The following is a 25,491-nucleotide window of genomic DNA, read 5'->3' on the forward strand; positions in this document are numbered from 1 at the left end:
AGGGGGTGTGGGCCCCGGTGTGAAGGGGGCCGGTTCTCGGTCGGCTGGTCTCCACTCGCCTCGGCCGGAACGGTCACGGCCGTACTGACGCGGTGGATCACGCTGTGCAGTTGTCTGGTCATGCAGATCGAGGAACCCCAAAACAGATCCCTCGTATCGCTTCCGCCTCACGGCTGATGCGATACCTGTATTACAGGTCCTGCATGAAGTTCCGTCAAGTTGGCTGGCGGAACTTCTTGGTTTTACGCCGTGAACTTCTTGGCGCCCCATCAGCATCGGTGCAGGCCAGGGGCGTTGGTTACCCCGTGCGTGGACAGCTCAGATTCATCTCGCTACCTTCAAGAGGTCCCAAGACGTCCCACCGGGGGTTGCGATGTCCAACGAACGCTTACGGTCGGCCCTGCTCGCGCAGGGAATGACTGTGCAGGACCTGGCCGACTCGATCGAGGTCAACCCGAAGACGGTCGAACGCTGGATCACTCAGGGCAAGGTTCCGTACCGGCGCCATCAGTACGCCACGGCATCACTGCTCAAAGTGGATGTGACGACCCTGTGGGACGACTCCCGTGCAGTCGACACCGCAGCTGACCTGAGCAAGGCAGAGATCGTCACGATCTACCCGCACCGGCACATGGTGCCCAACACCTTGTGGCGCGACATCTACGAACGGGCAGAGTCGCGCATCGACGTTCTCGTCTACTCCGGTCTGTGGCTGTCGGAGGATCCGCTCTTCCACGAGCTGCTGAAGAGGAAGGTGCAGGGGACGACTCAGGTCAGGATTCTGCTAGGAGATCCTGTCTGTGATGCTGTGCGACAACGCGGCATAGACGAGGGGCACCGCATCATGGACGGCAAGATTCGCAACGCCCTCGTGAACTACCGCCCGCTCTTCGCCAGCCATCCTGACATCGGCTTTCGCCTGCACGATGGGACGCTGTACAACTCCCTCTTCCGGTCCGACGACGAGATGCTCGTGAACGCTCACGTCTACGGGATCGGGGCGTACATGGCGCCGGTCCTACACTTGCGGCGGCTCCCCGGAGGCGGGCTCTTCGACACCTACGCGAATAGCATCGAACAGACCTGGGGCAGTGCCCGCCCGGTCGAGGATCACGACATCACGGGAGCTTGAGCATGGGACGCATCGACTACCTTCACGATCCTGCCGCCCCGCCGGCCAACTCGGTCGTTCCCTCCGTCGTGGCATTTGTGCAGAACGACACCGGGGCCGTCTTGCTGATTCAGCGGTCGGATAACGGCCGTTGGGCCCTGCCAGGGGGCGGCCACGACGTGGGCGAATCCATCAGCGACACCGTCGTGCGTGAGGTGTGGGAAGAGACAGGGATCAAAGCCGAGGTCGTCAACATGTCGGGGATCTACACCGATCCCGGCCACGTGATGCTGTACGACGACGGCGAGGCTCGGCAGCAATTCAGCATCTGCTTCCGCGCACGGCCGGTCAGTGGCGACGTTCGTACGAGCGACGAAACGACTCAGGTCCGCTGGGTTTCCCCAGCGGACCTGAACGACTTCGACGTCCACCCCACCATGCGTCTCAGGATCGAGCACGCGATGGATCAGGGCCGGACAGCGCCCTACATCGGTTGACCCTTGGCCGTGGCGAGCCGCTCGACGACCCGCGCGGTACTGGCGAGGATCTCCGGCTCGGCACGGCGAATGAACGTACCGATCAGGCTGTCCGGTCCGTAGCGCCCGGCGATCTCGTTCACCCGGTCCACAGGGTTGGTCGGTACGCCGTCCGGTGTCGTGTTCATGTCGCAGTAGCAGAGCGCGTCATTCAGGTGCGCGCTCTCGCGGGGGAACTCTCCCTCCAGCTCTGCACGGAGTCCCCGGGCCTCAGCCTCCATCCATGCACAGGAGTGGTGGGCAACGAGGTTCACGACCCGTTCGTCCGCGCGGGCGATGTCTCGAAGGTAGCGCGCGCCATCGAGCGGGTGAAAGCCAGTCTTGGCAAGGTCTGGCGAGTAGCCGATGTCATGCAGGACGGCAGCGGCTTCCAGCAGCTCAGCGTCCTGTCCGAGGATGGGCGCGATGGTGCGCGCTCGCTCGGCGACCCCCAGCGAGTGCTTCCAGCGGCGCGGTAGCGGCTCCGCGAGCAGGGACTCAGCCAGGGGATAGGCCCACTCTGTCAGCTCCGACAAGCTAGGAACGCTCCTCTCGAATCGGCACAGCACGGACCGTCCGCACCCTGCCCTGTCCTCCACTCGCGAGCACGCCGGCGGCCTCCAACTTGTCGAGAGCCTTGGTCACGGTCGGGCGCGAGACCCCGAACCGCTCGGCCAAAACGGAGGCGCTTGGAAACGCTGCCCCGACCGTCAGGCCGTCATCCGTGATTACGTCCGCGATTCGCTTGTCTAGCGGCCGCCGGTCGACTCGCACACCTTCGCGCACGACTCGCCATCGGCCACCCCGGACAGGTTCAGCGACATCATCCCTCTCAAGCGCCCTGAACGCCCGAAGTACCACCCCGCGCGAGACATCATGGTCACGCATGAGGTCTGCGGCGGGCGGAAGCTCCATCATCTGCGGGTCCGCCTTGATCTGAGCCTTCATCACCTCCGCGATCTGCAAGAAGGTCCCCCGAGGGCTGGCCTGTTGCGACACGTGTTCTCCCTCCCCTGTCTGTTTGCCGTCCGTCTCAAGCTTCCCATAAAGTCCGCAAGGGAGTAGCGGCTCACATAGTGAGTTCTTGGTGACAGAACTACGTCGTCGCATCCAAGACACGCTGTTGGATTTTGGTGTCGCACCCGAGGAGACGCAGCAGATGGGCGCGTGCCACTCTTTCGAGAATCAGAGCGACATCTTCTAGTTCATGCGCCGGATGACCTTTACTGCCGTGAGCGAGATCGTTTCTGATGCCACGCAGAGCGTTCGCAACTGCAAGATCCCCGCCATGCCGGGAGACGGCATCTTGAATCAACGGAGTCTTTGCAAGTTCCGCCGTGACATCCCCGGGCAAGCTAGTGAATGATTCACTCAGGCAGCGATCCAAGTTGCCGTGCGGGTACTTCATCAAGAATTTCTTGATAAACCGCTTATGGTCCGAGGCCAGGGAATCGCATGACTCAATTTCCTCTAGAACTTCCTGGCGCCTTTCTCTATGGCGCGCCCTACGCTCCTCATCCTCATGTTGGTTCTCGTGTCCATAGAGACCTTCGAGGGCCTGAATCAGCAATAGATAGCGCGCTCTCGGATGCTGCCCTTTCACCTGCAAGAAGGAGCCGTAAGTTTCCAATAGCGGGTGATGTTCATTTTCCAACTCCTGCCACCGGCGAAGCAAACGAAGGAACGAAACTTGGTCTCCTGCGGCAGTCAGAGCTGATTGATTGGATCTCACTTCCTTAGCTGATGACGCGAAGGGTGACTGGGTTACGCCAAGACCAAACGCCTGGAACTCTCCGCCCAACGACGTGCCGCCCACATTTACCCGGAGCGACAGGGCCGTGATCTCCTGAGGCTTCCCGAGGCAGAGCGTCCCTATACGCAGCGTAGGCAGTACCCACCGTTCAAGGATCTCATTGAATGGAATCCCGTTGGTGAGTTTGATGAAGACTACGGGACTGTACTGCATTTCGAAGCGGAATGGGTCTGCAATCGAAACTGAGCTATGAAAGGAAAGGCGTACGAGCGCATCCTCGTCATCCCACTCCTGCACACTACCCTGATCTTCAGAGATCGTCCAAGAGCCTGAAAAGCGGGGCCGATCAAGCGCCGGAAATCCGTACGACTGAATAGGACCTATACCGAAGATGGAGTCAAGGTGAGTGAACTGGACCGTCAAGCCTTCGAAGACTGGTTCTCCCTCCAGACTCCCCGTTCCTCTAAGGCCGACCAGTGCGCAACGCAGGAAAACTCTTGCCCGCTCAGGAGCCCAAGCACTCACAATGGCGTCGATGCCGATCAACTCAAAACCATTAATGAGCTTCGCCCTGAGAATTGGGAACCTCGACTCCTGAGGGAACCCAGCCGACCTTACACCGTTCGTAATTTCCCAGATTCCGGGGACGTCCCCGTAGACATCTCCCCGAGGTATAGAGCCGCCTGTCAGCTCGATATCACCTTGCAACTCAAGCGGTCGGCCGTCCTCCGCCGGGATGGTCCAGGTACACCGGTACGTCCCCGGTTCCAGTCGCAGTCTGAGCGGCACCTTGTCTGTCATGACCTACCTCTAGCAGAACCGATAGCCCACCGGCTACCTACTTCCGCCGCGACGAGCCGAAGGAGTCGGACCTCGGCTAAAGCACCGCGCGTTGTCCTGGTCTTTGTCCAGTGCACCGACGGACGCCACCGTTCACCGCCGTACACACACCCCGTCTGACCAGGTACGTGAACCCCCACGGACGCCCCCGTACAGCCGCGCGGACAGTTGGAAAGCGTGTTGGGGGCAACCCCTCACGAGTTCGAATCTCGTATCCTCCGCCATTGCTCTCACCGGGCAATACGTTGAAGGGCCCCACCGCTTGCGGTGGGGCCCTTCAACGTTGCTTGTGCCGCCCCTCCCAGTCGCGGTCGGGCTACCCGCTCCCCTCCCGGTGACGTCGCTACGATCGCCGACCATGGACTGGCTCGGATGCGCGGCGAAGCGCGGGCAACGGAACGGGATACGGGCTCCGCACAAGCCCCTGCTGCTCGCCGAGTACGGGCCGGCCAACAGGACAACGCCCGCCCGTCCCTCCCAGCATCTGGCCAGCGACGGGGTGTGGGAAGTACGTACCGATCGGGGGCCCGGCAGCCCTGGCACCGGCGTGCGGGAGCTGCGGGTAGCCCTGCTACGTGAGCCGTCGCTGCCGGCCGGATCGCCCGGGTGCTGATCGATCAGCACTTTTCGCCGTCGGTCCACGGCGAACTGCACGAGGCGGCGGGGCTGGGGCTGGAGCCGGTGGAGTCCGGACCGCTCCCAGTCGGGCGGCGGCAACGAAACCGGCGGATGCGGAAGGCGGTGCTGACTGCCTACGAGATACCAGTGCGTCCTCTGCGGCTACGGCGGCAGAATCGGCGCGGTGTCGGTCGGGTTGGAGGCCGCGCACGTGCGCTGGGGGGCGTTCGACGGTCCGGACCACGTCGACAACGGTCTGTGCCTGTGCGTACTGCATCACAAACTGTTCGACAAGGGCGCCCTCGGCGTCGGCGAAGACCGCCGCATCCTGGTGTCGCAAGAGTTCGTCGGACGACGCCCGGCGGCCGGCGAGCATGTGACAGCGCTGGGGGCCGCCCTTGACCGGCCCCCAGCCAGGCACGAGCCCCGATCGCGGCGTGCCACCGGTCCTGGCACACCAGGCAGGTCTTCCACGGCGTCCCGCGCCCCGTCTCCAGGACGTGGTCGTCCGCCCCGCATGCCCGTGCTCGGGCGACAGCCGTTATCGGACAAGGTCGCCCGAACCGCAGTGGAAACGGTCGGGGCGACGTAGGACTCATGGAGGCGGGCGGCTCAAGAGGTCGCGTACGGGGCAGGGCGGGGCCGCGTACAGGACGGACGGGGAAGGCGACGAGTGCTGTCAAACGAGGCATGGCGCGAGCTACGGGACCAGGGGGCGACCCGCTCTTTTCGCGAACGCAGCGTGATGCTGAGACAGGGTTCTGCGGGAACGCACCTGCTCGCCCTCACCGACGGCCTCGCCAAGGTCGTGTGCCGGGAACCGGGCGGAGTCGTGACCTGGCTGGCCTTCCGGGGGCCGGGCGCCCTGTTGGGCGAAGTGTCCGTCTTCAACGGCACGCCACGCATGGCAGAAGTGGTCGCGCTCACCCCCTGCACGGCTGTCGTACTGGAGGCGGAACGGTTCCGCCGATTTATCGAACAGCGTGGTCTCATCATGGACTTGATGCGCCAGGCCCTCTCCCGACTGCGAGAGTCCGACGCCCACCGCACCGAACTGCTGACCCTGCCGCTGGTCGTCCGGCTGGCGCGGGCACTCCTGCGCCTTGCCGAACTCACCGCGCCCGGCTCCGAATCGGGCGTCGTACGGCTGACCGGCCTGAGCCAGGAGGAGATCGCCCAGGCGACCGGAGTGACCCGCAATGCGGTCATCACTGGACTGCAACGGCTGAGAGAGTCCGGCGCGGTGGAGACTGCCCGCAGAGTGATCGTCATCAAGGACATGAAGGCGCTGCGCGACTGGGCGACGACCGCACCGGGGACCACACCCGCCTCGGCCTTCTCACCGTCCTCGGCTGAATGAACGCACCCGCGCCGGGAGCGGGAACCGTCGCCTGAACACGCCCACGCTGTGACGTGGGACACCCGCGGAGTGCCCTGCGCTGTGCAGTCGGACGGACGGAACCGACGGAACCTCGAATCAGCCGGCCACCGGCTTCGTCACCGCCCCACCGTCCACGAGGAGATCACGTATGTCCACGCCCGTGCCCGCCCCGTACACCGAGAGCCGATCGCTTCCTCCCTACCGCGCCCTGTTCGCCGTCGATGCAAAGGACTTCACCGGTCTTCCCGCCGTGCAGCACGGTCCGGTAAGCCAGTTGATCCCCGAACTCGTTGACCAGGCGCTGGAGCGAGCCGGGCTTCACGAGCTGCGCGACTCCAAGCGGTTTCCGGCCAACACCGGCGACGGCGTGGTGTTCGGCTTCGATCCGGCGTTGCTGCCCTTTGTCCTCTGGCCGTTCTTGGGCGTACTGGACGACATCCTCGGCGCGTACAACAGGCAGTGCGTGGGCCCTCGTATCCGGCTCCGGGCCAGCGTCCACGTCGGGGCGCTGCCGGACGCGGGCGGTGCCGGCGACGGCAACGGCACCGCCCGCAACGACACGCACCGGCTGCTGGACTCCCGTCCGGTCAAAGCCATCTTGGCTGCGGCGAGCGAGCAGGTCACCCACCTGGCCGCGGTCATCTCCCAGCGCGTCTACGAGGACGTCGTGCTCGGCGCGTACACCGGGCTGCACCCCGACCGCTGTGTGGAGGTCCCGGCCACCGTGGAGGGAAAGAACTTCTCGCAGCGGGCATGGCTGTACGTCCCGTCGCCGTCCGGAAACCTTGTACAGGCAGGTGTGCGACCACGCGAGGAATCCGCAGCACCGGCCGGCGCATCCACCGGTCAGGAACAGGACCCGGTGACGCGACCCGGCACGCACTACAGCGGCAACACGCAGCATGTGGGCGAGGGCGCTGCCGTGATGGGGAACGTCGGACGGGACATCACGTACACCGGCGGTTCCACCTCGTACCGCGGCACCAACCAGCACTGGGGCGGCGGCGACAACGTTGCGGGCGACAAGCGGGTCGGCGGAGCCGGAGACCACCGGTGAGCGCCGACGCGGACACCTCTCCTGGCCCGGGCGGTCCGGACGCCGACGGCCGACCGGATCCGAGGAACTCCTACCACGACAACCAGCAGCGCCTGGATCAGGGCATGGCGGTCATGGGCGGAATCGCTGGCGACGTCACCGTGATGATCGGCACCTCGCTCGACGAGACCGCCACGGACCACATCGTCAAACCTCGCCTGCGGGAAGGTCCGTACCCTGCGGACGACGTCCACGCCCGTTTGCGCGGATTCGTCGAGCCACCGGCCTACGCACAGTGCCGGAAGACTCTGGACTGCCACATCCTGCTGCTGAGGGCCGGCAGCGGCTCAGGCGCGAGCACCGCCGCGTTCTCGCTGCTGGCAGAACGGCACGGAGTCGGTGGCATCACCGGCCTGGACTCATCGGACGACCTCGCACGCTGGCGCCCCAAGGAGGGGCGCGGCTATCTGCTCCAGGGTCTGTCCCTGTCGGGCGCCGCCTCGCTCGGCGAAGTCGCGGTCACCGCGCTGGCCGCGCTGCTGCGTCGATCGGGCGCCCATCTGGTCGTCACCGTGCGGGCGGAGATGGCGCTTCCCGGCGACACTGCGCCCTGGCAGGTCGTGCACCGCCCGCCGCCGTCGGCCGAGGTGGCCACGAAGCGCCTGAATGCCATGATCAAGGCGGGTGAGCTCACTTCTGAGCAGGGGGCTGACACACTGGGGCACCTAGCGTCCACAGACTTCACCGGCTATCTGCACGCTCACCCGATGCCCAGCGACGGTGTTGACGTGGCGGAGGGGCTGCGTGACCTCGTCGTGTCGGGGAAGTCCGCCGCTTCCGTACTCGACGAACTGCAAACCGGCAGTCCCGCGGCGGCCCGCAAAGCGCTGGCGGAGTCGAGCCACCGGGCCGACAGTCTCTCCCTGATGGCCGCCATCTCGCTGCTGTCCGGACAGGACCGTACGGTCCTTGAGGAGTTCAGCGCGATTCTCCGCCCCCACATCGACGAACGCGGCGGCCCTGCACCGGTTACCGCCGGGCGGCCGGAGCGTATCGATACGCGGGGACCGGTCACGGAAGGGCCGCAAACGCGGCGCGACGTTCTCGGACCGGCCTTCGAGGACCGATTGGCGGCCGTCGGTGCACGCCTGCTGCCGCCCCGTTTCGAGCGCTATCCGGTCCAGCCGGTCGTCTTCTCCGGCCGGCACCGGTCGGACGCCCTGCTCCGGTGCCTGTGGCTGGACTACGAGGGCATGGCGGGCCTGCTGTGGAGGACCTTGGACGAGGCCCCCCACCGCTCCGGCATCGAACTGACGGCGGGTCAGGCGATCGGGAAGGTACTGGCCCACGCGACCGGCCCGGACACTCTGCGCCAGCTGCGCCCCTTCGCCGCGTCGGACAAGCGCTGGCGCCGCCGTCTGGTGGCCTACGCGCTCGGGGAGATCGTCCAGTATCCCGCCCTCACGGGCGCGGTACTGGATCAGTTACGGCAATGGAGCCGGGCCACCCTCGTCACTCTCCGCTGTACCGTGGCCGAGACCTGCGCCGGCAGCTACGGCCTGGCCCGACCCGCCGTCGCTCTGAAACTCCTGGACGCCGTACTGGATGAGTCGGACAAAGACCTGGAGCGCGGATTGCGCACAGCGGTGTCCTTCGCTCTCAGCACCCTTCTCTCCGAGGACGCCAACCACGCCGCAGTCCTCGACCGCCTGAGGGAGTGGCAGGGGGCCGATCCGGGATCACAGCGTCACGCCATGGCGGTGCATGTCATCGAATCGATGAGCCAGACGGCCTTCCCTCGCCCCGGAGCGCCGGGCGTACGGCGCGTGAGTCTCGCCGACCTGCTCGTGAACCACCGTGAGCCGGCCTTCGACCTCGTGGTCGCAGCCCTGGACGACCCTGCCACCCACGAAGTGACAGCGACGGGCCTGTCCCTGATCGAGAGCGACCCGGACTTACGGCACCGAACTGCCCTCCCGCACTTCCTCGCTTCACTCTCCGGCACGGCCCGGAGCCACCGTGGCGTCATGCGATTCGCCCTGCGCCGCCATCGCGTCCGTACGGCCCCCCCGGCAGAAGGGTTTGCCTCATGACCGGCCCGCTCATCACACCTCTGAACTCCTCGCCAGCCTGGCAGCTGTTCCGCCTACGCCTCGGTACCCCGGAGGACCGCGCCCTGGTGTTTCTCGCCGACGACGAAGCCGACGGAATGGTGCCGCCCCGCGGCGGCGACTACTGGGGCTATCCGCGACCGACAGCGCGCGCGGTGCGTCAGGGGGACTTCTTCGACGTCGTGTGGGTCTCGCTCACGGAACGGCGGATTTCGGTCGACATCCCGCGTCGGCCGCCGAAACCCCCTGCCCGTTACGGGGTCGCCTGGAAGATCACCAACCCGGTCATCGCGGCGAGGAACCGGATGACCGAGGAACGGGCCCGACACCTGGTGGTCAGCCACATCAGCGAGAACGCCACGTTGCCCGGCACCGCCGATCCGTTGCGGAGGCCCCCACCCCACTTCGGTACGACCGAGGTCGAACCGCCCGGCCAGCCACAGGTGATAAACGGCTTCGGCCTCACGTACTGGTTCCTGGACCCTCCGGCCGCGCTTCTTCCTACCCCCGGCACCGGTGCGGAACCCACCCTTCCGCCAGGCTTCGGCGAAGCCCACCGCGCGGCGTACCACTTCTACCGGGAGGTTGTCGCGGGCGGTCCCGTCGGCCTGGCGGCTCTCTGGCTCTTGCACCAGCCGGAACAGGCGAGGGACGTGCTCGACTGGACGGTGACTCACCGCAGTCTCCTGTCCGACCGGGACGGCTGGGAACGCACCCTCGCGGCGACGCTTCAGTCACTGACACCTGAGGACCGGGGCTTCGTCGGCGTCAACCTGGCGCGTGTCCTGAGTGACGTGGGGGTCTCGCAAGGCGACGAGATTCTGCGCAGAATCGGCCACACCGACGCGGCGGAGGACGAGAACGGCCCGTACGGGGATCACCGGTGATCCCCCGCCTGCCCTCCGCCCGCCGCCCCCCACGAGGGGCCGAGCCGGAGGACGTGGTGGAACTGTCACGCGAGCTGATCGCCCAGAACCACATCGAGATAGGACGGGCAGACGGCAAGGCCGCCGTCCTGCTCGCCACCGGGGGATCGCTGCTCGGACTTCTCCTTATCCGCCGCCCGCCCGGCACCTTCTGGCCCCACCCGCTGTGGTGGACGGCGGCGGTCACCACCACCGTAGCCCTGCTGTTTCTCCTGGCGGCGCTGCTGCCCCGCCACGGACCGAGAATCAGGGAGAGCTCCCGCATCCTCGCCTACTACGAGGACGTGGTCCGGGCGGAGAAGCGTGCGGAACTGTCGTCCGGACTCCTGCTGAGTAGCTCCGATCCGCACTCCCGCCTGTTCCGCGCCCTGACAGTAACCAGCCGCATCGCGCGCACCAAGAACAGATGCGTGCACGGCGCCGTCCTCATACTGCTGCCAGCAGTCACGGCTGTCAGCGCGGCGCTGCTCTCCGGCGTCTGAGGCACTTCGGAGCGACTGGTCTGCAGCGGCGTCCCGCGACCGGAAAGGAGGCCACAGACCATTCGTAGCCACGGACACCGAGGAGATCGTCGCAGGGTGGGCGAAGCACCTGCCGTACAGCGATGTCCGCCAGCTCGCCCACGCCATCGATGCCGGCGCACCCATCACCGTCGACTACGTCGCCACCTCGGGGAACCGGACGGTACGCACGCTCAGTCGCCTCGAACTCGACCCGCCCTACCTCGAAGCCTGGTGCCACCTGCGAGAGGACGATCGCGTTTTCACCCTCTCCCGCATCCACGGCGTCATGAGCCCCGTGCCCGAATGAAGGCAGGATGGTATCGGTAGGGATACTATCTCTGCCGATACTATCCCTACCGGGAGGCATGCTGTGCGTCGTTTCATCGGGCGGGATCGCGAGCTGAACGTGCTCGGCAACGCCTTGCGGGCGGTCCATGATGCCGTCGGGTCGGCGAAGCCGGGGCGGTGCGTCCTCATGCGGGGAAGGCGGCGGGTCGGCAAGTCCAGCCTCGTCGAGAAGTTCCTCCGGCGTACCGAGACGCCGTACCTCTTCTTCACCGCCGCGGGCGGCACCGCGGAGGACGAACTGACGGAACTGCTCGACGCCGTCGCCAGATCCACCCTGCCGGAGCGGGAACTGTTCTCCGAGGAGACCCCGGCGCAGTGGAACGCGGCCTTGAGGCTGCTCGCGGAGATCCTTCCCGACGACGGCCCGAGCGTGGTGGTCATCGACGAGGTTCCGTATCTCATGGACCGCATCGATGCCTTCGAGGGCATGCTCCAGCGGGCATGGGACAGGCTGCTCAGCCGCAAACCGGTGCTTCTCCTTCTGGTCGGGTCCGATCTGTCGATGATGGAGGCGTTGAACAGCTACAACCGTCCCTTTCACCAGCGGGGCCGGGAAATGGTCGTAGGACCCCTGAATCCGGCCGACATAGGCGAGATGCTCGGTCTGCCTCCGGCGGCCGCGTTCGACGCCGCGCTGATCACGGGGGGACTCCCCCTGATCTGCGCCGAGTGGCGGGCCGGAGCGGATGTCCGGGAGTTCCTCCGCGACTCGCTGGACAACCCGATCTCGGCGCTGTTGGTATCCGCCGAGCGCTCACTGGCCGCGGAGTTCCCACCGCAGGCGATGAGCAGGGAGGTCCTGCGGGCCATCGGTTCCGGGGAGCGGAGCTTCACCAACATCGCGCGCGCGGCCGGCGGCATCGCCCACACCACGCTCACCCGAGCCCTGGACGTCCTGACCGAGAAACAGGTCGTGGCCGCCGAGCTGCCCCTCTCGCTGAGACCGTCGAAGGAACGCCGCTACCGGGTGGCGGACCCCTACCTGCGGTTCTGGCTCGCGTTTCTGGGTCCGCACATGGCGGAGATCGAGCGGATGCGGGGAGACCTCACGCTGAGCCGCATCGGGGAGCAGTGGACGAGCTGGCGCGGCCGCGCGATCGAACCCCTGGTCCGGGAATCCCTCGCCCGTCTCCTGCCGGACGGGCTCCTGCCCGCCGCCCCGGCGATCGGGGGGTACTGGACCCGCAGCAACGACATCGAAATCGACCTCGTGGGCGCCGACCGGCAACCGGTGGCCAAGCAGCTGCTCTTCCTCGGCTCGGTCAAGTGGCTGGAGAACTCCGCGTTCGACAGCCACGACCTGGCCGCACTGCACAAGCACCGGGCAGCGATCACCAACGAGCCGGTACCGCTCGTCGCGGTCTCCCGCAGCGGCGTCGGCTGTTCCGGCCTCCAGGCCGTGTACGGCCCCGAAGAACTACTCGGTGCCTGGCTCAGGACGTGAGCGGGAACTGAACCCCCGGTGGTTGCAGTCATGGTTGCATTCGCTGCCGTTCAGCACCGTCCACCACCTGCCCTCAGCCCCGCTCCGCCGCAGGTCAGAACGTCACCGCCCCTTCCCGGACCCCCATACGAACATTTGGAAAGCGTGTTGGGGGCAACCCCTCACGAGTTCGAATCTCGTATCCTCCGCCATTGCTCTCACCGGGCAATACGTCGAAGGGCCCCACTGCTTGCGGTGGGGCCCTTCGACCAGGACGCCGCAGTGAACCACCACACGGGGCCGCCTCCCCACCCGGTCGCGTTCGGCGTAGGGGGCGGCGAAAAGTGCGGACTCCCCGCACCCCGCACCCCGCACCACCAGGCTCGCTGCCCGACAACAAGCCCCGTGTCTGCAGCAGAACCGACGCTTTCTGTGATCTTCGCCCGCCTCGTGACGGCGTCATCGGTCGAGACATACCTGAGTATATCCAGTGAGATATACTTGCAACACGAGCTGATATCACCGGAGGTACTCGATGAGTCGCACAGTGATCGACCTCGACGACGAACTACTGGCCGACGTGGCTCAGGCACTGGGGACCGGCACCAAGAAGGAGACGGTCAACACTGCCTTGCGCGAGGTACTCGAGAACCGCCGACGGGCCCTCGCTCTCACTCGGCTGCGGGCTGCAGCGGACGAGGGAGGCTTCGATCTGGACATCTTCGAGGACAAGAGGAACTACCGGCGGTGAACGCGGCACAGTTCCTGATCGACACCAGCGCGCTCGCCCGATTCTTCCGGGCCGACGCCGAACAGTACGGCTGGGACAAGGCCGCCACGGCAGGGCTCATCGCCACCTGCCCTATCACCGAGCTGGAGTTCTTCTACAGCGCCCGCTCCGCCGCAGACCGTGCGCGCGGCATCGAGGACATACGACTGCTGTTCGGATGGGTGCCCGTCGATGACCGCGCATACGACCGCGCCTGGCAGGTTCAGGAGCTGCTGACCCAGCGCGGTCAGCATCGCGGTGCGGGAGCCGTGGACCTCGTCGTTGCCGCCACCGCGGAACTGCAGGGCTTGTCCCTCCTGCACCGCGACCACGACTTCGATTGCGTCGCTGCCGTCACCGGCCAAGCCATGCAGTGGTACGGCCCGGAGGCCGGCAAATGAGAGCGCGCCCGACCTCAGTCCTGGTCCCATTCGCAGACGTACACCACAGTTCGGCACACCTGTAGCCGTCGGCTTTGGCCGCAGGTCGGGACACCGCAACCCCCGCCGGACCCCCATACGAACATTTGGAAAGCGTGTTGGGGGCAACCCCTCACGAGTTCGAATCTCGTATCCCCCGCCATTGCTCTCACCGGGCACCGACGTCGACGCGATGGGCGGGGGCTTCTCGACGCCGCGTGGGAGGCCGGCGAGAAGGCCGCGAAGGATCTTGCCGAGCGCGGGCACCGCCTCGACCGTGCCCGCGGCGGACGGCCACGGGGCGCGGGGCGTCGAGGGGATCGCCGTCGTGCCCGCGTCGGGAGAGGGTGACGCTCGTCGCGGGCGTGGAGGTGCTGCCGGTGCTCGCCCAGGACTCAGGACCGGTGGGCATATTTCGGCGCTCGATATATGCTCGATGCGTGACCATACAGAATCCACGCTTGACGGAACCGCAGTACTTCATCCTTGCTGCCCTCATGGATGGCCCGTTGCACGGTTACGGGATCATCAAGGCTGCCGAGCAGGTCACCGACGGGCGGCTCCGGATCGCTGTCGGCACTCTCTACGGCGCGCTGGAGCGGATGGAGCGGGCCGGGCTGGTGGCGGCCGGCCATGAGGAGATCGTGGACGGGCGGGCGCGGCGCTACTACCGGCTCACCGAGGACGGCACCGAGGCGCTCGGCCGGGAGGCGCTGCGGATGCAGCAGGCGGCGGCCGTCGTCGTCGGGCGTTCGCGGGATGCCGGAGCGGCCCCGGCATGAATCGTCTGCTGCTTGCGGCCTACCCCGAGCCCTGCCGTTCCCGGCAGGGAGAAGAGGTGCTGGCCTGTCTGTCCGAGGCGTATCCAGGCCGCTCCTGGCCCCCGCCGCGGGAAGTTGCGGCCCTGGTGCGCGCCGGGGTGGGGGCCCGTGCCCGTGCCGTCGTCGACGACACGGCCCGGCCGTGGTGGCTGGACGGCATCCATCTGGCCGCCCTGGCCCTCGCCGCGCTGGCGCTGGTTCCGTACTTGCAGGATGTGTGGCACTGGGCTCTGCACATCGATCCCGGCCAGAACTCCATCGCCTTCCCCTTCTCCGGCTGGTACCCGTGGGCGCAAGGTCCCGGCGGCATGACACGGCTGTTGCCCTACGGGGTGCTTCCGCTGATCTGCCTGATCGCCCTGCTGCGCGGCAGACCGTGGATCGCGCTGCCGGCCACGGCAGCCATGATCTGGGCCGGCGCCACGTCCCAGGGCCGTACCGTCTTCGGCAACGAGGGCATATCGGGACTGAGTTACTACGGTCTCGGCGCCCCGATCACGGCCCGTGACCTGGTGCTGTCGGGGGCACTGTGCGCCGCGTGCGCCGTGCTGGCGCTCTGCCGTCCCGGTCGGCTGCGGCGCCGCTCCTACCGCTGGCTGGCCCCCGTCGTACTCGCCATGTTCATTGCCGGGAGCCTGCACATCATCTACGTCAGTCCGGCTTTCCAGCGCGGCTTGTTCGTCGTCGAAGCCACCGCACTGATCGCCGCCTGGGTTGCGACGGCGGCCACCGGCGACCATCGGTGGCTGATCCCCGTCGCGGCGGTCGCGATCATCCGCACGCAGGCGGTCGTCGTCCGGCCGGCCGCGTTCATGCAGTCCTTTCCCGACCTGGTCGTCCTCATCCTGCTGATCGCACCCCTCCCCGCCCTGGCGATCGCCGCCCAGCGCCGGCAGCGGCAGGCACTCGCCGAATAGGAGCAGCCGGACAGGGACAGCCGAACAGGAGCCGGCACCCGGCGGGGCGGCCGCGCCCGGCTGCCCACCTCGTGACGGAAGACGTGCGTGACCGAGGACGTGCGTGACCGAGGACGTGCGTGACCGAGGACGTGCGTGACCGAACTCCCCCCGACGGAAGAAACAGAGCAATGAGCCAGTACGAATCCCCGTCCCTGCCCGCGCACCGTCCCGGGGCATCGCGACAGGCCCCCGACGACCCCGCCCCGTCGCCTACGACCCGGCCGTGGATGCCCGCTCTGCTCTACAGCCTGGGGTTCCTGACGGTCTATCTGCTCGCCATCTGCACCCCGTGGGGGCAACGAGCCGAGAACGCCCTGTTCCGTCTCGGTACACAGGGCGGCAAAGAAGCGTGGATCTACCCCCTGTCAGGAGCTGCCTACGGCTCGACGCCCCTGCCGCCGATGGAGTTGAGCGCCAAGCCCACGCTGATGGTGGGCCTCGCCCTCATCGTGGTCCTCACCCTGGTGCGGCGGTGCTGGCGGCAGGGGTGTGCGGCGCTCGGGATCGTCATTCTCACGACCGGAGGCAAGGAGGTGCTCAAGTCGACTGTCCTGCCCCGCCCCGATCTGGTCGGCGCGCCGGAGAATCTCCTTGATCAGGGTTTCCCCAGCGGGCACACGGCCATACCCGCCGCGCTGACCCTCGCCGTCGTCCTCGTGGTTTCCCCTCGCATCCGCCCCTACGTCGCCACGGTCGGCGTGTTGTGGCTCGCCTGCATCGCCGCCGCCAGCGCGACCATGGGCGGCCACCGCCCCAGCGAAGTGCTGGGGGCCACGCTGCTGGCCTGTGCCTGTTACGGCCTCGCTGTCTGGCTGCTGAAGCTGCAGCCGGCCGCCGTACCGGGCGCCGCGCGGAGTCCCCTCGCCGCCGCCGTGCCGGGCGCCACGCGGAGTGCCCGTGCGCTGCCCGTCATCACCCTGGCGCTGGCACTGGCCGTCGCCCTCCTCTCCGGCGCACGGAACGACACCCTCACGAGGTCACTGGTCTCCGCGGCGACGGCCTTCATATGTGCGGCCCTGGTCTGGTACGCCGCAGTCGGGCGGCCCGTACACACTGCACGCCGCCGCACAGGCCCCGCACCCGACTGACCACCCGGCCGACTCCGGGCGGGAACCGGCGCCCGGCGTGTCCTCCCGTACTCCGTCCGGTCGAGGCTGCGGGGCCTTCGGCGTCGGCCAGCTGCTGACCGGTGCTCAGGACCCGTCGTCCTCCTCCGGGACCGGGCGGTCCTTCCTGAGCTGCTCGAAGACCTTCCTGGCCGGCTTCCAGTCCACCTCCACCGCGGAGCCGGCCGGGGTCGACAGGCCTCGGCCGGTCACCGGGATGTTCAGCCGCGCCAGGCCCGCACCGCCGCGCATCATCCGGAACACCGAGACCAGGTCCTGCGGGTGCGTGTCGTTGTCGACCGTGAGCGCGCCGAGGCCGGTGGAGGCCGCCGAGAAGGCCTTGCGCGGATTGCTCAGCACCTCCGGGGACGCCGCCTTCTCGCCCAGCGCGGCGAGGAACCTCTGCTGGTTCCTGGTCCGGCCGAGGTCGCCCTCCTTCTCCTGGTGGCGCTGGCGTACGAAGGCCAGGGCGCCGCGTCCGTCGAGGGTGTGGCAGCCCTCGGTCAGGTCCAGGCCCGACTTGGGGTCCCGTACCGCGTGGTCCAGGCACATCCGTACGCCGCCGACCGCGTTCACGATCCCGACGAAGCCGCTGAAGCCGATCTCCGCGTAATGGTCGATACGCAGCCCGGTGTTGGCTTCGACCGTGCGGACCAGGAGCGGTGCACCGCCCAGGGAGAAGGCCGCGTTCAGCTTGTGCTTCCTCGCCGGGTGGTGGACCCCGGTGTCGGTGCGTACGTAGGCCGGGACGGTCATCCAGGAGTCGCGGGGCAGGCTGACCATCGTGGTGCCGTGCGCTCCGGTGTGCAGCAGCATCATGGAGTCGGTGCGCCGGCCCGCGTCCGCCGAGCCGCCGGTGTGCAGGGCCTCGCGGTCCTGGGCGGACATCCCCTCCCGGCTGTCGGAGCCGACGATGAGGTAGTTGGTTCCCTTGCCCGGCGCAGGGCGGTCCTTGACGGCGCCGAGGTCGATGCCCTTGGTGAGCGCGGAGTCGGCCCAGACGTAGCCGCTGACCGAGACCGTGACCAGCGCCACCACCAGGGTGAGGACCAGCAGGGCGAACTTACGGCCTCGACTGCGCGGCGGCCTTGGCCTGCGCTCGCTCCTGCCGTAGCCGCCCGACCTGCCGTCACCGATGGCATCGCCGACGTCGCCGGACGGCGCGGGGGCGGCCGGCTCCCGCACCGCGAGCGGTACGGCCGGCGATACCGCGGGCGGTACGAAGGTGTCGGCGGACAGGCCGGCGTCGTACAGCCCGTCGTGCAGCCCGTCGTAGGGAGGGGGCGGCGCGGTATGGGCGCCGGCGTCGGCGCCGTAAACCGGCCCGTCGACGATCCGGCCGGACACCACCCGGGACGGCTCCGTACCCTGCGCGGACGCGCCGCGTACCCCGCCGCGCTTCCCACCGCCCCTGAACCGTCGCGGTCTCCTGTGGGTCATCTCGACTCCAGACTGCGGGCCCGCGGCCGGCCTCTGAGCTCCTGCGCCGCCGTACCGGAACGCTGCATCCGCTGCCACTTCAGCCGGGTGCCCGACACCGTGGCCGCCACCGACTGGATCACCACCAGGTACATCAACTGCCGGTAGACGAACAGCTGGAACGGCATCACCCACAGCGACGACAGACGCTCGCCGTCCAGCTTCAGCGCGTATCCCGCGCAGAACATCTGAACGGCCAGGAAACCGCCCCAGACGGCCATCGCGCCGGAACCGTCCTGGAAGAGGATCCCGTACAGCGCGTAGACGTCGATCACCGGCGCGAGGAGCGGCAGCGCCATCTGGAACACCAGCAGATAGCTGATCCCACGGCGTGCGAACCGTCCTGCCGGGCCGAACTCCCGTACGGCCGCCGAGTGCTTGTGAGCCGCCTGCAACGTGCCGAAGCACCAGCGGTAGCGCTGGCGCCACAGCTGCCGCAGCGAGGTGGGCACCTCGGTCCAGGCGATCGCGGTCTCCTCGTAGACCACCCGCCAGCCGGCCCGCCACAGCGCCATGGTCAGGTCGGTGTCCTCCGCGAGGGTGTCGGTGCTGACACCGCCGACGCCGAGGGCCGCGTCCCTGCGGAACGCCCCGATCGCACCCGGCACCGTGATCATGCACTCCAGCACCTCGAACATACGGCGGTCGAGGTTGAAGCCGAAGCAGTACTCCAGATGCTGCCAACGGCCTAGCAGTCCGCGCCGGTTGCCGACCTTGGTGTTGCCGCTGACCGCGCCGACTGCGGGGTGCGCGAGCGGCTGGATGAGCCGCCGGATCGCGTCAGGTTCCAGGACGGTGTCGGCGTCGACCATCACGACGATGTTGTGGCGGGCATGCCGAAGGCCGGTGTTGAGGGCCTCGGCCTTGCCGGCGTTGGCCTGCCGTACGACATTCAGCCGCGGGTCGCGGACGGACTCGGCGATGGTGGCCGTGCGGTCGCTCGAACCGTCGTCGATCACCACGATCTGCAACTGCCGGTGGGTGGAGGCAAGGAGCGAGCGAAGCGTCGACTCGATCCCCTTCTCCTCGTTGTAGGCGGGCACCAGGACCGTCACAGGGTCACGGATCTCCCGCAGCCACGGTGAGCCGGGCCGGTACCGCTCCAGGCGCCGCACATGCACCCGGGCGAAGAAGACCAGCATCAGCAGCCGCAGCACACCGAGCCCGCCGGCGACGACGAGCAGCCAGCCCATGACCGTGAGGAACCAGTCACCCGCCCGGACGGACACCAGCAGCAGTTGTCCACGCACCTGTTGCCATGGCGTCGCGGTGCGCTCGGAGTCCTCAAGACCGGTGGCCACGGACACGGTGTCGAACGCCTCGACGTCCTTGTCCTTGTTCTTCAACAGCGCTTCGGCCTGCCCGAGGCCGTGCGCGTTCTGCTCGTACTGACGCAGCACCCCGGTGCCGGCCTTCTTGTTCCACGGGGAGGCCGCGACGACGGTGTACCCGTCGGCCGAGGCGCGCTGCACCGCGGGCCACATGGCGCCGCACAGTGTGGGCACCGAGGTCGTCCTGGGCATCCGCAGCAGGTCGGTGTGGGCGCCTGCGGAGCCGGCCAGGGTCGCCTGGGTCAGCGCGAGCTCCAGGCCCGCACGCTGCGAGGAGGCGTCGTCCATCGCGGCACCGGTGTAGGTGCCGGAGCCGATCTCATGGCCCTCGGCACGGATCCGCCGTACGAGCCCGGGGTACTTGGCCGCGTCCGCTCCACTCACGAAGAACGTGGCATGGGCGTGGTGGCGGCTCAGCAGGTCGAGGACGCGTGGGGTCCACACGGGGTCGGGGCCGCCGTTGAAGGTCAGTGCGACCTCGCCCGGGGGGACCGGCAGCGACACGGCCGTGCCGCCACGGACCTTCGTCAGCACCGGGCTCTCGGTGTTCACGCCGTCGGGTACGGGCTCGTCACAGTTCAGCCTGGCCCTGGCGGCGTCGACCTCGTGCTCGGTCCAGCCGTGGAAGACGAGCACCACCGCCACCAGGGCCAGTGAAAGGGCCAGCAGCAGCCAGTGGGCGCGCGGTTGGCGCTTCTGCTTGTGTCGCGCAGCCATCAGGTGGAGACCAGACCACCCGGCCTGCCGGTCGTGCGTATGACCACCCTCGGGGACAGCTCCTGCGCGCGCCTCTTCCTGTTGCTCATGCGCAGCGAGTGTAGCCAGAGGTCGGTTACCCTTTGCAAACTACGATCAAATCAGCCCACTTGCGACCAATGCCCCCACTTGTTCGGACCTTCTGCGGAACTATCTGGATATACAGCTAGATCCATGGCCGAAATTCACGCGCCGACCCACGCCCACGCACTGTTCGACACATCGATCGATCGTCACGGTTGCAAATTTTCGGGGTGGCGGACGCGTCGGAAGAGCTCGGCCGGGACGAAAAGCGAGACGCTCCCGTTCCGTCGGACACCCCGTGCCGGATGATGGGAACCGAACCGATGGTGTGACAGGCGACATGAGGGGCGACGCAGTGACAGAGAGCGATTCCATCCGGTCGGAGCCGGACCTTCCGCCGGTCGGTGAGAGCAACGTCGGTGAGAACAACGTCGGTGAAAGCAACGAAGGCTCTCGGCGGTCCCTGCGTGCGCGACTGGGTGGGGCCGTGGTGGTACTCGTCCTCGCTGTGCTGTTCTTCCTGCCCTGGTGGACGCTGTTCGGCTCCGGCACGGACTGGCCGTTCCCGGTCGTCCTGGTCGGCACGGTCGTCCTCGCCGCGATGCTGGTCGCCTTCCCCTTCCTCATGGCCGCGGGCCACGGGCGCCGGCGGTCCGACCGGGCGGCTCGCATCGCCGACAGCACCCTCGGGGTGATCTGGGTGCTGTTCACCTGGTCGGCGCTGGGCGGCCTGGTGCACCTCGTGCTGATCGGGCTCGACGCGGGCGGCGCCGGCCGGGCCAGGGCCATCGCCGTGGCCGTCGCGGTGATCTCGGCCGTGCTGCTGGCCTGGGGACACCACGAGGCCATGCGCGTGCCCCGGGTGAAGCGGCTGGACGTCCACGTCCCGCGGCTCGGTGCCGGCCTGGACGGGACCCGTGTCGTCGTGCTGGCCGACACCCATTACGGGCCGATCGACCGGGCCGACTGGTCGGCGCGGGTCACCGAGGCGGTCAACGAGCTCGAAGCGGACGTGGTGGTCCACGCCGGAGACATCGCCGACGGCACACCCACCCAGCGCCACGCGCAGTCGGCGCCGCTCGGGACGATCAGGGCCCGGCTGGCGAAGGTCTACGTCACGGGGAACCACGAGTACTTCGGGGAGGCGCAGGGCTGGCTGGACCGCATGGCCGAACTGGGCTGGGAACCGCTGCACAACGCCCATGTCGTGGTGGAGCGCGGCGGGGACTCCCTCGTACTCGCGGGAGTGGACGACGTGACAGCGGAGTCCTCCGGTCTGGCAGGACACCGCACGAACCTCACGGGCGCGCTCGCGGGTACGGACCCGGACCGGCCCGTCCTGCTCGTCGCGCACCAGCCGAAGTTCATCCGGCAGGCGGCTGACGCCGGCATCGACCTACAGGTCTCCGGGCACACCCACGGCGGCCAGATCTGGCCGTTCAACTTCCTCGTCCGGATCGACCAGCCGGTGGTGCACGGCCTGAGCCACCACGGGGAACGGACCCAGCTCTACACCAGCCGGGGCGCCGGCTTCTGGGGGCCGCCCTTCCGGGTCTTCGCACCGAGCGAGATCACCCTGCTCACCCTGCGCTCGGGCGGCGGCGACGACAACCCGAGCTGACCACGCGAGCCGACCACCCGAACCGACCACCTGAGCCGACCACCCGAACCGGCGGCACGAGCCGAGTCATCGACCGTCGCCGTCGGTCACGGCGGGGCCGTGCGTGACCCTGATCTTGGACTGCCCGTGGGGGAGGTCCTCCCAGTCCTGCATGAAGCGGGCCTGGAGGCCGTGCTTCTCCGCCAGGGCGACGAGCGTCTCGGTGCGGTAGTAGAAGTCCTCCCGCAGGACCTGGTGTTCCTCGCCCTCCGTACGGTCGAAGGTGAAGTCGAACCAGCCGCCCGGCGCCAGCACACGGCCGACATGGGCCAGGCACTCCTCGATGACCGGGAGCGGCGAGTGGGAGAAGACACTGTGCGCGTGCACCACGTCGAAGTGGGCGTCGGGCAGGAAGCGCAGGGTCAGGTCGCGGACCGGGGTCAGCGTCGGGAGGCGCTTCTGGAGGTCCATGGTGACCACCGTGTCCTGTGCGGCGGAGAGGATGTCCGGCGAGATGTCCAGGCCGTAGTAGTGCCCCGGCTCCAGGTGGCGGATGAACCGCCAGCCCGCCCGCAGGTTGCCGCAGCCGATCTCCAGCATCCGGTGTTCCGGGCGCAGGCCGTGGCCGATCAGATAGTCGAACTGCATCTCCCCCAGCGCGAGCCACCGGTCGTGACTGGCGCTGCCGACCGCCGCCTCCGGATTCGCGCGGGTGTCTGAGCGCATCACCGCGCGGTAGTAGGAGACATGGTCGGGCGAGCGGTGGCGCAGCCAGGCGTCGCGTGCCGCGCGGGTCAGGTGACGCGGCACCCGCCCGGGGTGGCGCAGTGCGTACGAGATGCGGTGTCCGAGGGCGGCGCGGTTGGCGTTGAGGTTCTTGGCCGGCATATGAGTTCTTCCTCCTGGCGGGGTCACTCCAAGCCTCCTTCCCGGGGCGGGTGCCGGGCCGGGCCGTCCGGCTGTGCTGTGGGGGCCGTCCGGCTGTGCCGTGGGGGCCGTTCCGGGGATGTCCTCACCGACCGACCGGGGACGCCTTTACCAACCGATCGGTGGTTGCCTCAGCGCGTTCGGCACGGTAGAGACGCGGAGGGGGAGGCAACGGTCCGTGAAGTGGCGAGGTGGGGTGGGGCGGGGTGGGCGAGGCGATGGATCGGAACGACCCGGACGGCCGGTGGCTGGGTGTGGTCATGGACGCCGCGTTCTTCCTGTTGCTCGGATCGTCGCTCGTACGTTTTCTGAGCCGGGACCAGGACGGTGCGCGTACCGCGTGGGTCGTCGTGCTGTTCACCGTCTTCTGTCTGGTGTACGTCATCGGCCGGTGGTCGGCACCCGCACCGCGTCCGGGCGCCCGGCCCACCGCCCGGCATCTGGCCTGGCTGGGTGTGGTGTCGAGCGTATGGATCGTCCTGCTCGCGCTCGCGCCGAGCGCCACCTGGTGCGTGATGCCGCTGCTGTTCGCCGGGCTGCACACACTGCCCGCACGGATCGGCGTACCGGTCGCCGCGGGGCTGACCGCGCTGATCGTCGCCTCACAACTGCGTACGGCGGACGGAACGTTCAACCCCAACATGGTGGTCGCCCCCTTCGCACTCGGCGCGGTGGCCACCGCCGTTCTGGTCCATCTCCAACGCCAGTCGGCCCGCCAGCGCGCACTGATCGACGACTTGGTACGCACCCGCCGTGACCTGGCAGCCACCGAGCGGCGGGCCGGCACCCTCGCGGAGCGGCAGCGGCTGTCGGGCGAGATCCACGACACCCTCGCGCAGGGCCTGTCCAGCCAGCAGATGCTGCTCCAGGCGGCAGACCGCGTGTGGCGGGCGGATCCGGCCGCGGCCCGCGAGCACGTACGGGGCGCCGCCGGGATCACCGCGCGGAGCCTCACCGAGGCACGCCGGTTCGTCCATGACCTGGCCCCCGCCGACCTCGCCGAGCACACCCTGGCCGAGGCGCTCGGTGCGCTGGCCGAGCGGGAGAGCGGTCCCGGTCTCGGTGTGGTGTTCCGGCTCGACGGCGCTACCGGCCCGGTTCCCGAGCGGGTCGACGCGGCGCTCCTGCGCATCGCACAGGGCGCGCTGGCCAACGTGCGAGAGCACTCCGCGGCGACACGGGCCGTGCTGACCTTGACCTGTGTGGACGACCAGATCTCGCTGGACATCGCCGACAACGGCCGCGGCTTCGATCCGGGTGCCGTCCAGCCCCGGGCCCCGGGGGCGGACGGGTCCCGAGCCCCGGGGGCGGACGGGTCCCGCGGGCACGGGCTGCCCGCCATGCGCATCCGGGCACGGCAGTCGGGCGGTGTGCTCACGGTGGAGTCGACCAAGGGCGAGGGCACCGTGGTGTCGGTGGCCGTTACGCTTCACGACGTAGCGAGGGAGACCGCACCATGACCGCAGCTGATCCCCCGGCTCCCCCTGCCCCGGAGCCCCGGGCACCGATACGCCTGCTGTTGTGCGACGACCACGCGGTGGTGCGGGCCGGGCTGCGTGCGCTGCTGGCCAGCGCCGACGGCATGGAGGTGGTCGGTGAGGCGGGCAGCGGCGAGGAGGCGCTCGCCGTCGCCGCACGCGTACGGCCCGACGTCGTGCTGATGGATCTCCAACTCGGCGACGGCATGGACGGTGTGACGGCCACACGCCATCTGGCATCGGGAGGCGGGGCGGGACGCGGGGACGGGCCGCGGGTGCTGGTGCTCACGATGTTCGACACCGACGCCGACATCACCCGGGCCGTCGAGGCGGGCGCCACCGGCTACATCCTCAAGGCGGAACGCCCCGAGGAGCTGTTCGCGGCGATCCAAGACGCGGCTTCCGGCCGCACCGCACTGTCGGCCCCGGTCGCCGAACGGGTGCTGGCCCAGCTGCGCAGCCCGCGCCCCTCCCTCTCCGAACGCGAACGGGACATCCTTCAGCAGCTGGCGAGCGGTCTCGGCAACCGGGAGATCGCCCGGGTCCTGTTCATCAGCGAGGCCACGGTCAAGAGCCATCTGGGGCGGATCTACGGCAAGTTGGGCGTGGACACCCGGGCGGGAGCGGTGGCGGTCGCCAAGGAGCAGCGGCTGGTGCCGTGACGGCGTTGAGGGCGTTGAGGGCGTTGAGGGCGTGAAGCGTCGCGCCCGAGGGGCGACGGCGCGCTACTGGGGCCGGCAGTGCCGGCCTGTCCGCAGGTTCGTGGTGGCGGTGGTGATGACGGCGTCCAGCCGTCCCCGCACGCTGACCAGGTCACCGATCTGCTGGTCGATACGGGCCCGTTCGACCGCGAGCCGGTCGAGCAGCTCCGGGGTCGCCTCACCGTTCACGACGCAGGGCAGCAGTTCCGAGATCGCCTTGCTCGGCAGCCCCGCGCCGTAGAGCTGCTGGATCAGCTGGACACGGTCGACCGCGCTGTCCGTATAGAGCCGCTGACCGCTGGTGCTGCGCTCCGAGGTGAGCAGCTGCTGTTGCTCGTAGTACCGCAGCGCCCGAACGCTCACACCCGCCTTGGCGGCGAGCTCGCCGATGCGCATCATGCCTCCCGACATCTCCGGGCCGACATCCTTCGGGCCACGTTTCTTGCCCCTGACGTCAACGTCAGGTTCTAGCGTAGCCCGTACAGGCCCCGCCCGTCCGGCATGCCGGAGGGGGAATGCCCTGACCTGCTGGTTCGACGGCCTGGCCCGTCAAGAA

General features: G+C 68.4%; 24 protein-coding genes and 1 pseudogene. 18 read left to right on the forward strand and 7 right to left on the reverse strand.

The genetic code is table 11. The features are described from left to right. Window positions 1–373: 373 nt before the first annotated feature. Window positions 374–1,132 carry a helix-turn-helix domain-containing protein gene (locus tag OG623_RS16300; protein ID WP_406147285.1) on the forward strand — a complete coding sequence of 253 codons (759 nt, stop codon included), beginning with the start codon at window positions 374–376 and terminating at the stop codon, window positions 1,130–1,132. A 2-nt stretch (window positions 1,133–1,134) separates the two neighbouring features. Continuing rightward, a complete protein-coding gene (locus OG623_RS16305) occupies window positions 1,135–1,608 on the forward strand; it encodes an NUDIX domain-containing protein (protein ID WP_406147287.1) in 474 nt (157 codons plus the stop codon). Here OG623_RS16305 and OG623_RS16310 read toward each other — a convergent pair. From OG623_RS16310 to OG623_RS16320, 3 genes are all read right to left on the reverse strand, one after another. Continuing rightward, a complete protein-coding gene (locus OG623_RS16310) occupies window positions 1,596–2,162 on the reverse strand; it encodes an HD domain-containing protein (RefSeq protein WP_406147289.1) in 567 nt (188 codons plus the stop codon). The genes OG623_RS16305 and OG623_RS16310 overlap by 13 nt on opposite strands. Before the next feature lies 1 nt (window position 2,163). Further along, the gene (locus OG623_RS16315; protein WP_406147290.1) at window positions 2,164–2,625 is read right to left on the reverse strand and encodes a GntR family transcriptional regulator; all 462 of its coding nucleotides are present in this window, start codon (window positions 2,623–2,625) and stop codon (window positions 2,164–2,166) included. 97 nt (window positions 2,626–2,722) lie between these two features. Then, window positions 2,723–3,925, reverse strand: coding sequence for a HEPN domain-containing protein (locus tag OG623_RS16320; protein ID WP_406147292.1), 1,203 nt, complete (start codon window positions 3,923–3,925; stop codon window positions 2,723–2,725). 652 nt (window positions 3,926–4,577) lie between these two features. On the opposite strand from OG623_RS16320, the pseudogene OG623_RS16325 reads away from it, so the two are divergent. The 13 genes and pseudogenes from OG623_RS16325 to OG623_RS16385 all read left to right on the forward strand — a co-directional run. Then, window positions 4,578–5,332, forward strand: a pseudogene (locus tag OG623_RS16325) (phosphorothioated DNA-binding restriction endonuclease); the annotation flags it as partial. A 178-nt stretch (window positions 5,333–5,510) separates the two neighbouring features. Then, window positions 5,511–6,197: a Crp/Fnr family transcriptional regulator gene (locus tag OG623_RS16330; protein ID WP_406147293.1), complete on the forward strand. Its 687-nt coding sequence runs from the start codon at window positions 5,511–5,513 to the stop codon at window positions 6,195–6,197. A gap of 169 nt (window positions 6,198–6,366) precedes the next feature. Beyond that, complete coding sequence (locus OG623_RS16335; RefSeq protein ID WP_406147295.1) at window positions 6,367–7,275, forward strand: hypothetical protein; 909 nt, start codon at window positions 6,367–6,369, stop codon at window positions 7,273–7,275. Further along, window positions 7,272–9,347 (forward strand): hypothetical protein, encoded by a 2,076-nt coding sequence (locus tag OG623_RS16340; RefSeq protein ID WP_406147297.1) that lies wholly within the window; start codon window positions 7,272–7,274, stop codon window positions 9,345–9,347. The genes OG623_RS16335 and OG623_RS16340 overlap by 4 nt, the downstream gene beginning before the upstream one ends. Next, window positions 9,344–10,252, forward strand: coding sequence for a hypothetical protein (locus tag OG623_RS16345; RefSeq protein WP_406147299.1), 909 nt, complete (start codon window positions 9,344–9,346; stop codon window positions 10,250–10,252). The genes OG623_RS16340 and OG623_RS16345 overlap by 4 nt, the downstream gene beginning before the upstream one ends. 56 nt (window positions 10,253–10,308) lie before the next feature. Next, window positions 10,309–10,773: a Pycsar system effector family protein gene (locus tag OG623_RS16350; RefSeq protein ID WP_406147300.1), complete on the forward strand. Its 465-nt coding sequence runs from the start codon at window positions 10,309–10,311 to the stop codon at window positions 10,771–10,773. A gap of 109 nt (window positions 10,774–10,882) precedes the next feature. Continuing rightward, window positions 10,883–11,101, forward strand: coding sequence for a WYL domain-containing protein (locus OG623_RS16355; protein WP_406151849.1), 219 nt, complete (start codon window positions 10,883–10,885; stop codon window positions 11,099–11,101). A gap of 63 nt (window positions 11,102–11,164) precedes the next feature. Beyond that, a complete protein-coding gene (locus tag OG623_RS16360; RefSeq protein WP_406147301.1) occupies window positions 11,165–12,586 on the forward strand; it encodes an ATP-binding protein in 1,422 nt (473 codons plus the stop codon). Between the two features lie 514 nt (window positions 12,587–13,100). Further along, window positions 13,101–13,316 (forward strand): type II toxin-antitoxin system VapB family antitoxin, encoded by a 216-nt coding sequence (locus OG623_RS16365; RefSeq protein ID WP_406147302.1) that lies wholly within the window; start codon window positions 13,101–13,103, stop codon window positions 13,314–13,316. Beyond that, window positions 13,313–13,735 carry a PIN domain nuclease gene (locus tag OG623_RS16370; RefSeq protein WP_406147304.1) on the forward strand — a complete coding sequence of 141 codons (423 nt, stop codon included), beginning with the start codon at window positions 13,313–13,315 and terminating at the stop codon, window positions 13,733–13,735. Before OG623_RS16365 ends, OG623_RS16370 begins: the two co-directional genes overlap by 4 nt. Window positions 13,736–14,193: 458 nt before the next feature. Beyond that, entirely contained in the window at window positions 14,194–14,535 is a 342-nt protein-coding gene (locus OG623_RS16375; protein ID WP_406147305.1) for a PadR family transcriptional regulator, read from the forward strand. Continuing rightward, on the forward strand, window positions 14,532–15,491 hold the full coding sequence (locus tag OG623_RS16380) for a hypothetical protein (protein WP_406147307.1): 960 nt from the start codon (window positions 14,532–14,534) through the stop codon (window positions 15,489–15,491). The genes OG623_RS16375 and OG623_RS16380 overlap by 4 nt, the downstream gene beginning before the upstream one ends. Window positions 15,492–15,661: 170 nt before the next feature. Next, a complete protein-coding gene (locus OG623_RS16385) occupies window positions 15,662–16,621 on the forward strand; it encodes a phosphatase PAP2 family protein (RefSeq protein ID WP_406147309.1) in 960 nt (319 codons plus the stop codon). 105 nt (window positions 16,622–16,726) lie between these two features. On the opposite strand, the gene OG623_RS16390 is transcribed toward OG623_RS16385, so the two are convergent. Together OG623_RS16390 and OG623_RS16395 are read right to left on the reverse strand one after the other, a co-directional pair. Further along, on the reverse strand, window positions 16,727–18,079 hold the full coding sequence (locus tag OG623_RS16390) for an LCP family protein (RefSeq protein ID WP_406147311.1): 1,353 nt from the start codon (window positions 18,077–18,079) through the stop codon (window positions 16,727–16,729). Next, on the reverse strand, window positions 18,076–20,166 hold the full coding sequence (locus OG623_RS16395; protein WP_406147313.1) for a bifunctional polysaccharide deacetylase/glycosyltransferase family 2 protein: 2,091 nt from the start codon (window positions 20,164–20,166) through the stop codon (window positions 18,076–18,078). The genes OG623_RS16390 and OG623_RS16395 overlap by 4 nt, the downstream gene beginning before the upstream one ends. A 550-nt stretch (window positions 20,167–20,716) precedes the next feature. On the opposite strand from OG623_RS16395, the gene OG623_RS16400 reads away from it, so the two are divergent. Continuing rightward, window positions 20,717–21,850 (forward strand): metallophosphoesterase, encoded by a 1,134-nt coding sequence (locus tag OG623_RS16400; RefSeq protein WP_406147315.1) that lies wholly within the window; start codon window positions 20,717–20,719, stop codon window positions 21,848–21,850. Between the two features lie 66 nt (window positions 21,851–21,916). On the opposite strand, the gene OG623_RS16405 is transcribed toward OG623_RS16400, so the two are convergent. Next, a complete protein-coding gene (locus OG623_RS16405; protein WP_406147316.1) occupies window positions 21,917–22,717 on the reverse strand; it encodes a class I SAM-dependent methyltransferase in 801 nt (266 codons plus the stop codon). Between the two features lie 257 nt (window positions 22,718–22,974). On the opposite strand from OG623_RS16405, the gene OG623_RS16410 reads away from it, so the two are divergent. Together OG623_RS16410 and OG623_RS16415 are read left to right on the forward strand one after the other, a co-directional pair. Continuing rightward, a complete protein-coding gene (locus tag OG623_RS16410; protein WP_406147317.1) occupies window positions 22,975–24,216 on the forward strand; it encodes a sensor histidine kinase in 1,242 nt (413 codons plus the stop codon). Further along, the gene (locus OG623_RS16415; RefSeq protein WP_406147318.1) at window positions 24,213–24,896 is read left to right on the forward strand and encodes a response regulator; all 684 of its coding nucleotides are present in this window, start codon (window positions 24,213–24,215) and stop codon (window positions 24,894–24,896) included. Before OG623_RS16410 ends, OG623_RS16415 begins: the two co-directional genes overlap by 4 nt. Before the next feature lie 63 nt (window positions 24,897–24,959). Here OG623_RS16415 and OG623_RS16420 read toward each other — a convergent pair whose 3' ends face one another. Then, window positions 24,960–25,334: a MerR family transcriptional regulator gene (locus OG623_RS16420; RefSeq protein WP_406151850.1), complete on the reverse strand. Its 375-nt coding sequence runs from the start codon at window positions 25,332–25,334 to the stop codon at window positions 24,960–24,962. Between the last annotated feature and the right edge of the window lie 157 nt (window positions 25,335–25,491).

The organism is Streptomyces sp. NBC_01012 (assembly GCF_045162755.1).
GTDB lineage: Bacteria > Actinomycetota > Actinomycetes > Streptomycetales > Streptomycetaceae > Streptomyces.

What these genes read in the sequence shown, in the direction of transcription:
- OG623_RS16345 (WP_406147299.1), top strand. Translation starts at nt 9,344, where the DNA reads ATGACCGGCCCGCTCATCACACCTCTGAACTCCTCGCCAGCCTGGCAG.
- OG623_RS16390 (WP_406147311.1), bottom strand. Translation starts at nt 18,079, where the DNA reads ATGACCCACAGGAGACCGCGACGGTTCAGGGGCGGTGGGAAGCGCGGC.
- OG623_RS16300 (WP_406147285.1), top strand. Translation starts at nt 374, where the DNA reads ATGTCCAACGAACGCTTACGGTCGGCCCTGCTCGCGCAGGGAATGACT.
- OG623_RS16395 (WP_406147313.1), bottom strand. Translation starts at nt 20,166, where the DNA reads ATGGCTGCGCGACACAAGCAGAAGCGCCAACCGCGCGCCCACTGGCTG.
- OG623_RS16420 (WP_406151850.1), bottom strand. Translation starts at nt 25,334, where the DNA reads ATGATGCGCATCGGCGAGCTCGCCGCCAAGGCGGGTGTGAGCGTTCGG.
- OG623_RS16335 (WP_406147295.1), top strand. Translation starts at nt 6,367, where the DNA reads ATGTCCACGCCCGTGCCCGCCCCGTACACCGAGAGCCGATCGCTTCCT.
- OG623_RS16405 (WP_406147316.1), bottom strand. Translation starts at nt 22,717, where the DNA reads ATGCCGGCCAAGAACCTCAACGCCAACCGCGCCGCCCTCGGACACCGC.
- OG623_RS16410 (WP_406147317.1), top strand. Translation starts at nt 22,975, where the DNA reads ATGGATCGGAACGACCCGGACGGCCGGTGGCTGGGTGTGGTCATGGAC.
- OG623_RS16365 (WP_406147302.1), top strand. Translation starts at nt 13,101, where the DNA reads ATGAGTCGCACAGTGATCGACCTCGACGACGAACTACTGGCCGACGTG.
- OG623_RS16305 (WP_406147287.1), top strand. Translation starts at nt 1,135, where the DNA reads ATGGGACGCATCGACTACCTTCACGATCCTGCCGCCCCGCCGGCCAAC.
- OG623_RS16385 (WP_406147309.1), top strand. Translation starts at nt 15,662, where the DNA reads ATGAGCCAGTACGAATCCCCGTCCCTGCCCGCGCACCGTCCCGGGGCA.
- OG623_RS16415 (WP_406147318.1), top strand. Translation starts at nt 24,213, where the DNA reads ATGACCGCAGCTGATCCCCCGGCTCCCCCTGCCCCGGAGCCCCGGGCA.
- OG623_RS16380 (WP_406147307.1), top strand. Translation starts at nt 14,532, where the DNA reads ATGAATCGTCTGCTGCTTGCGGCCTACCCCGAGCCCTGCCGTTCCCGG.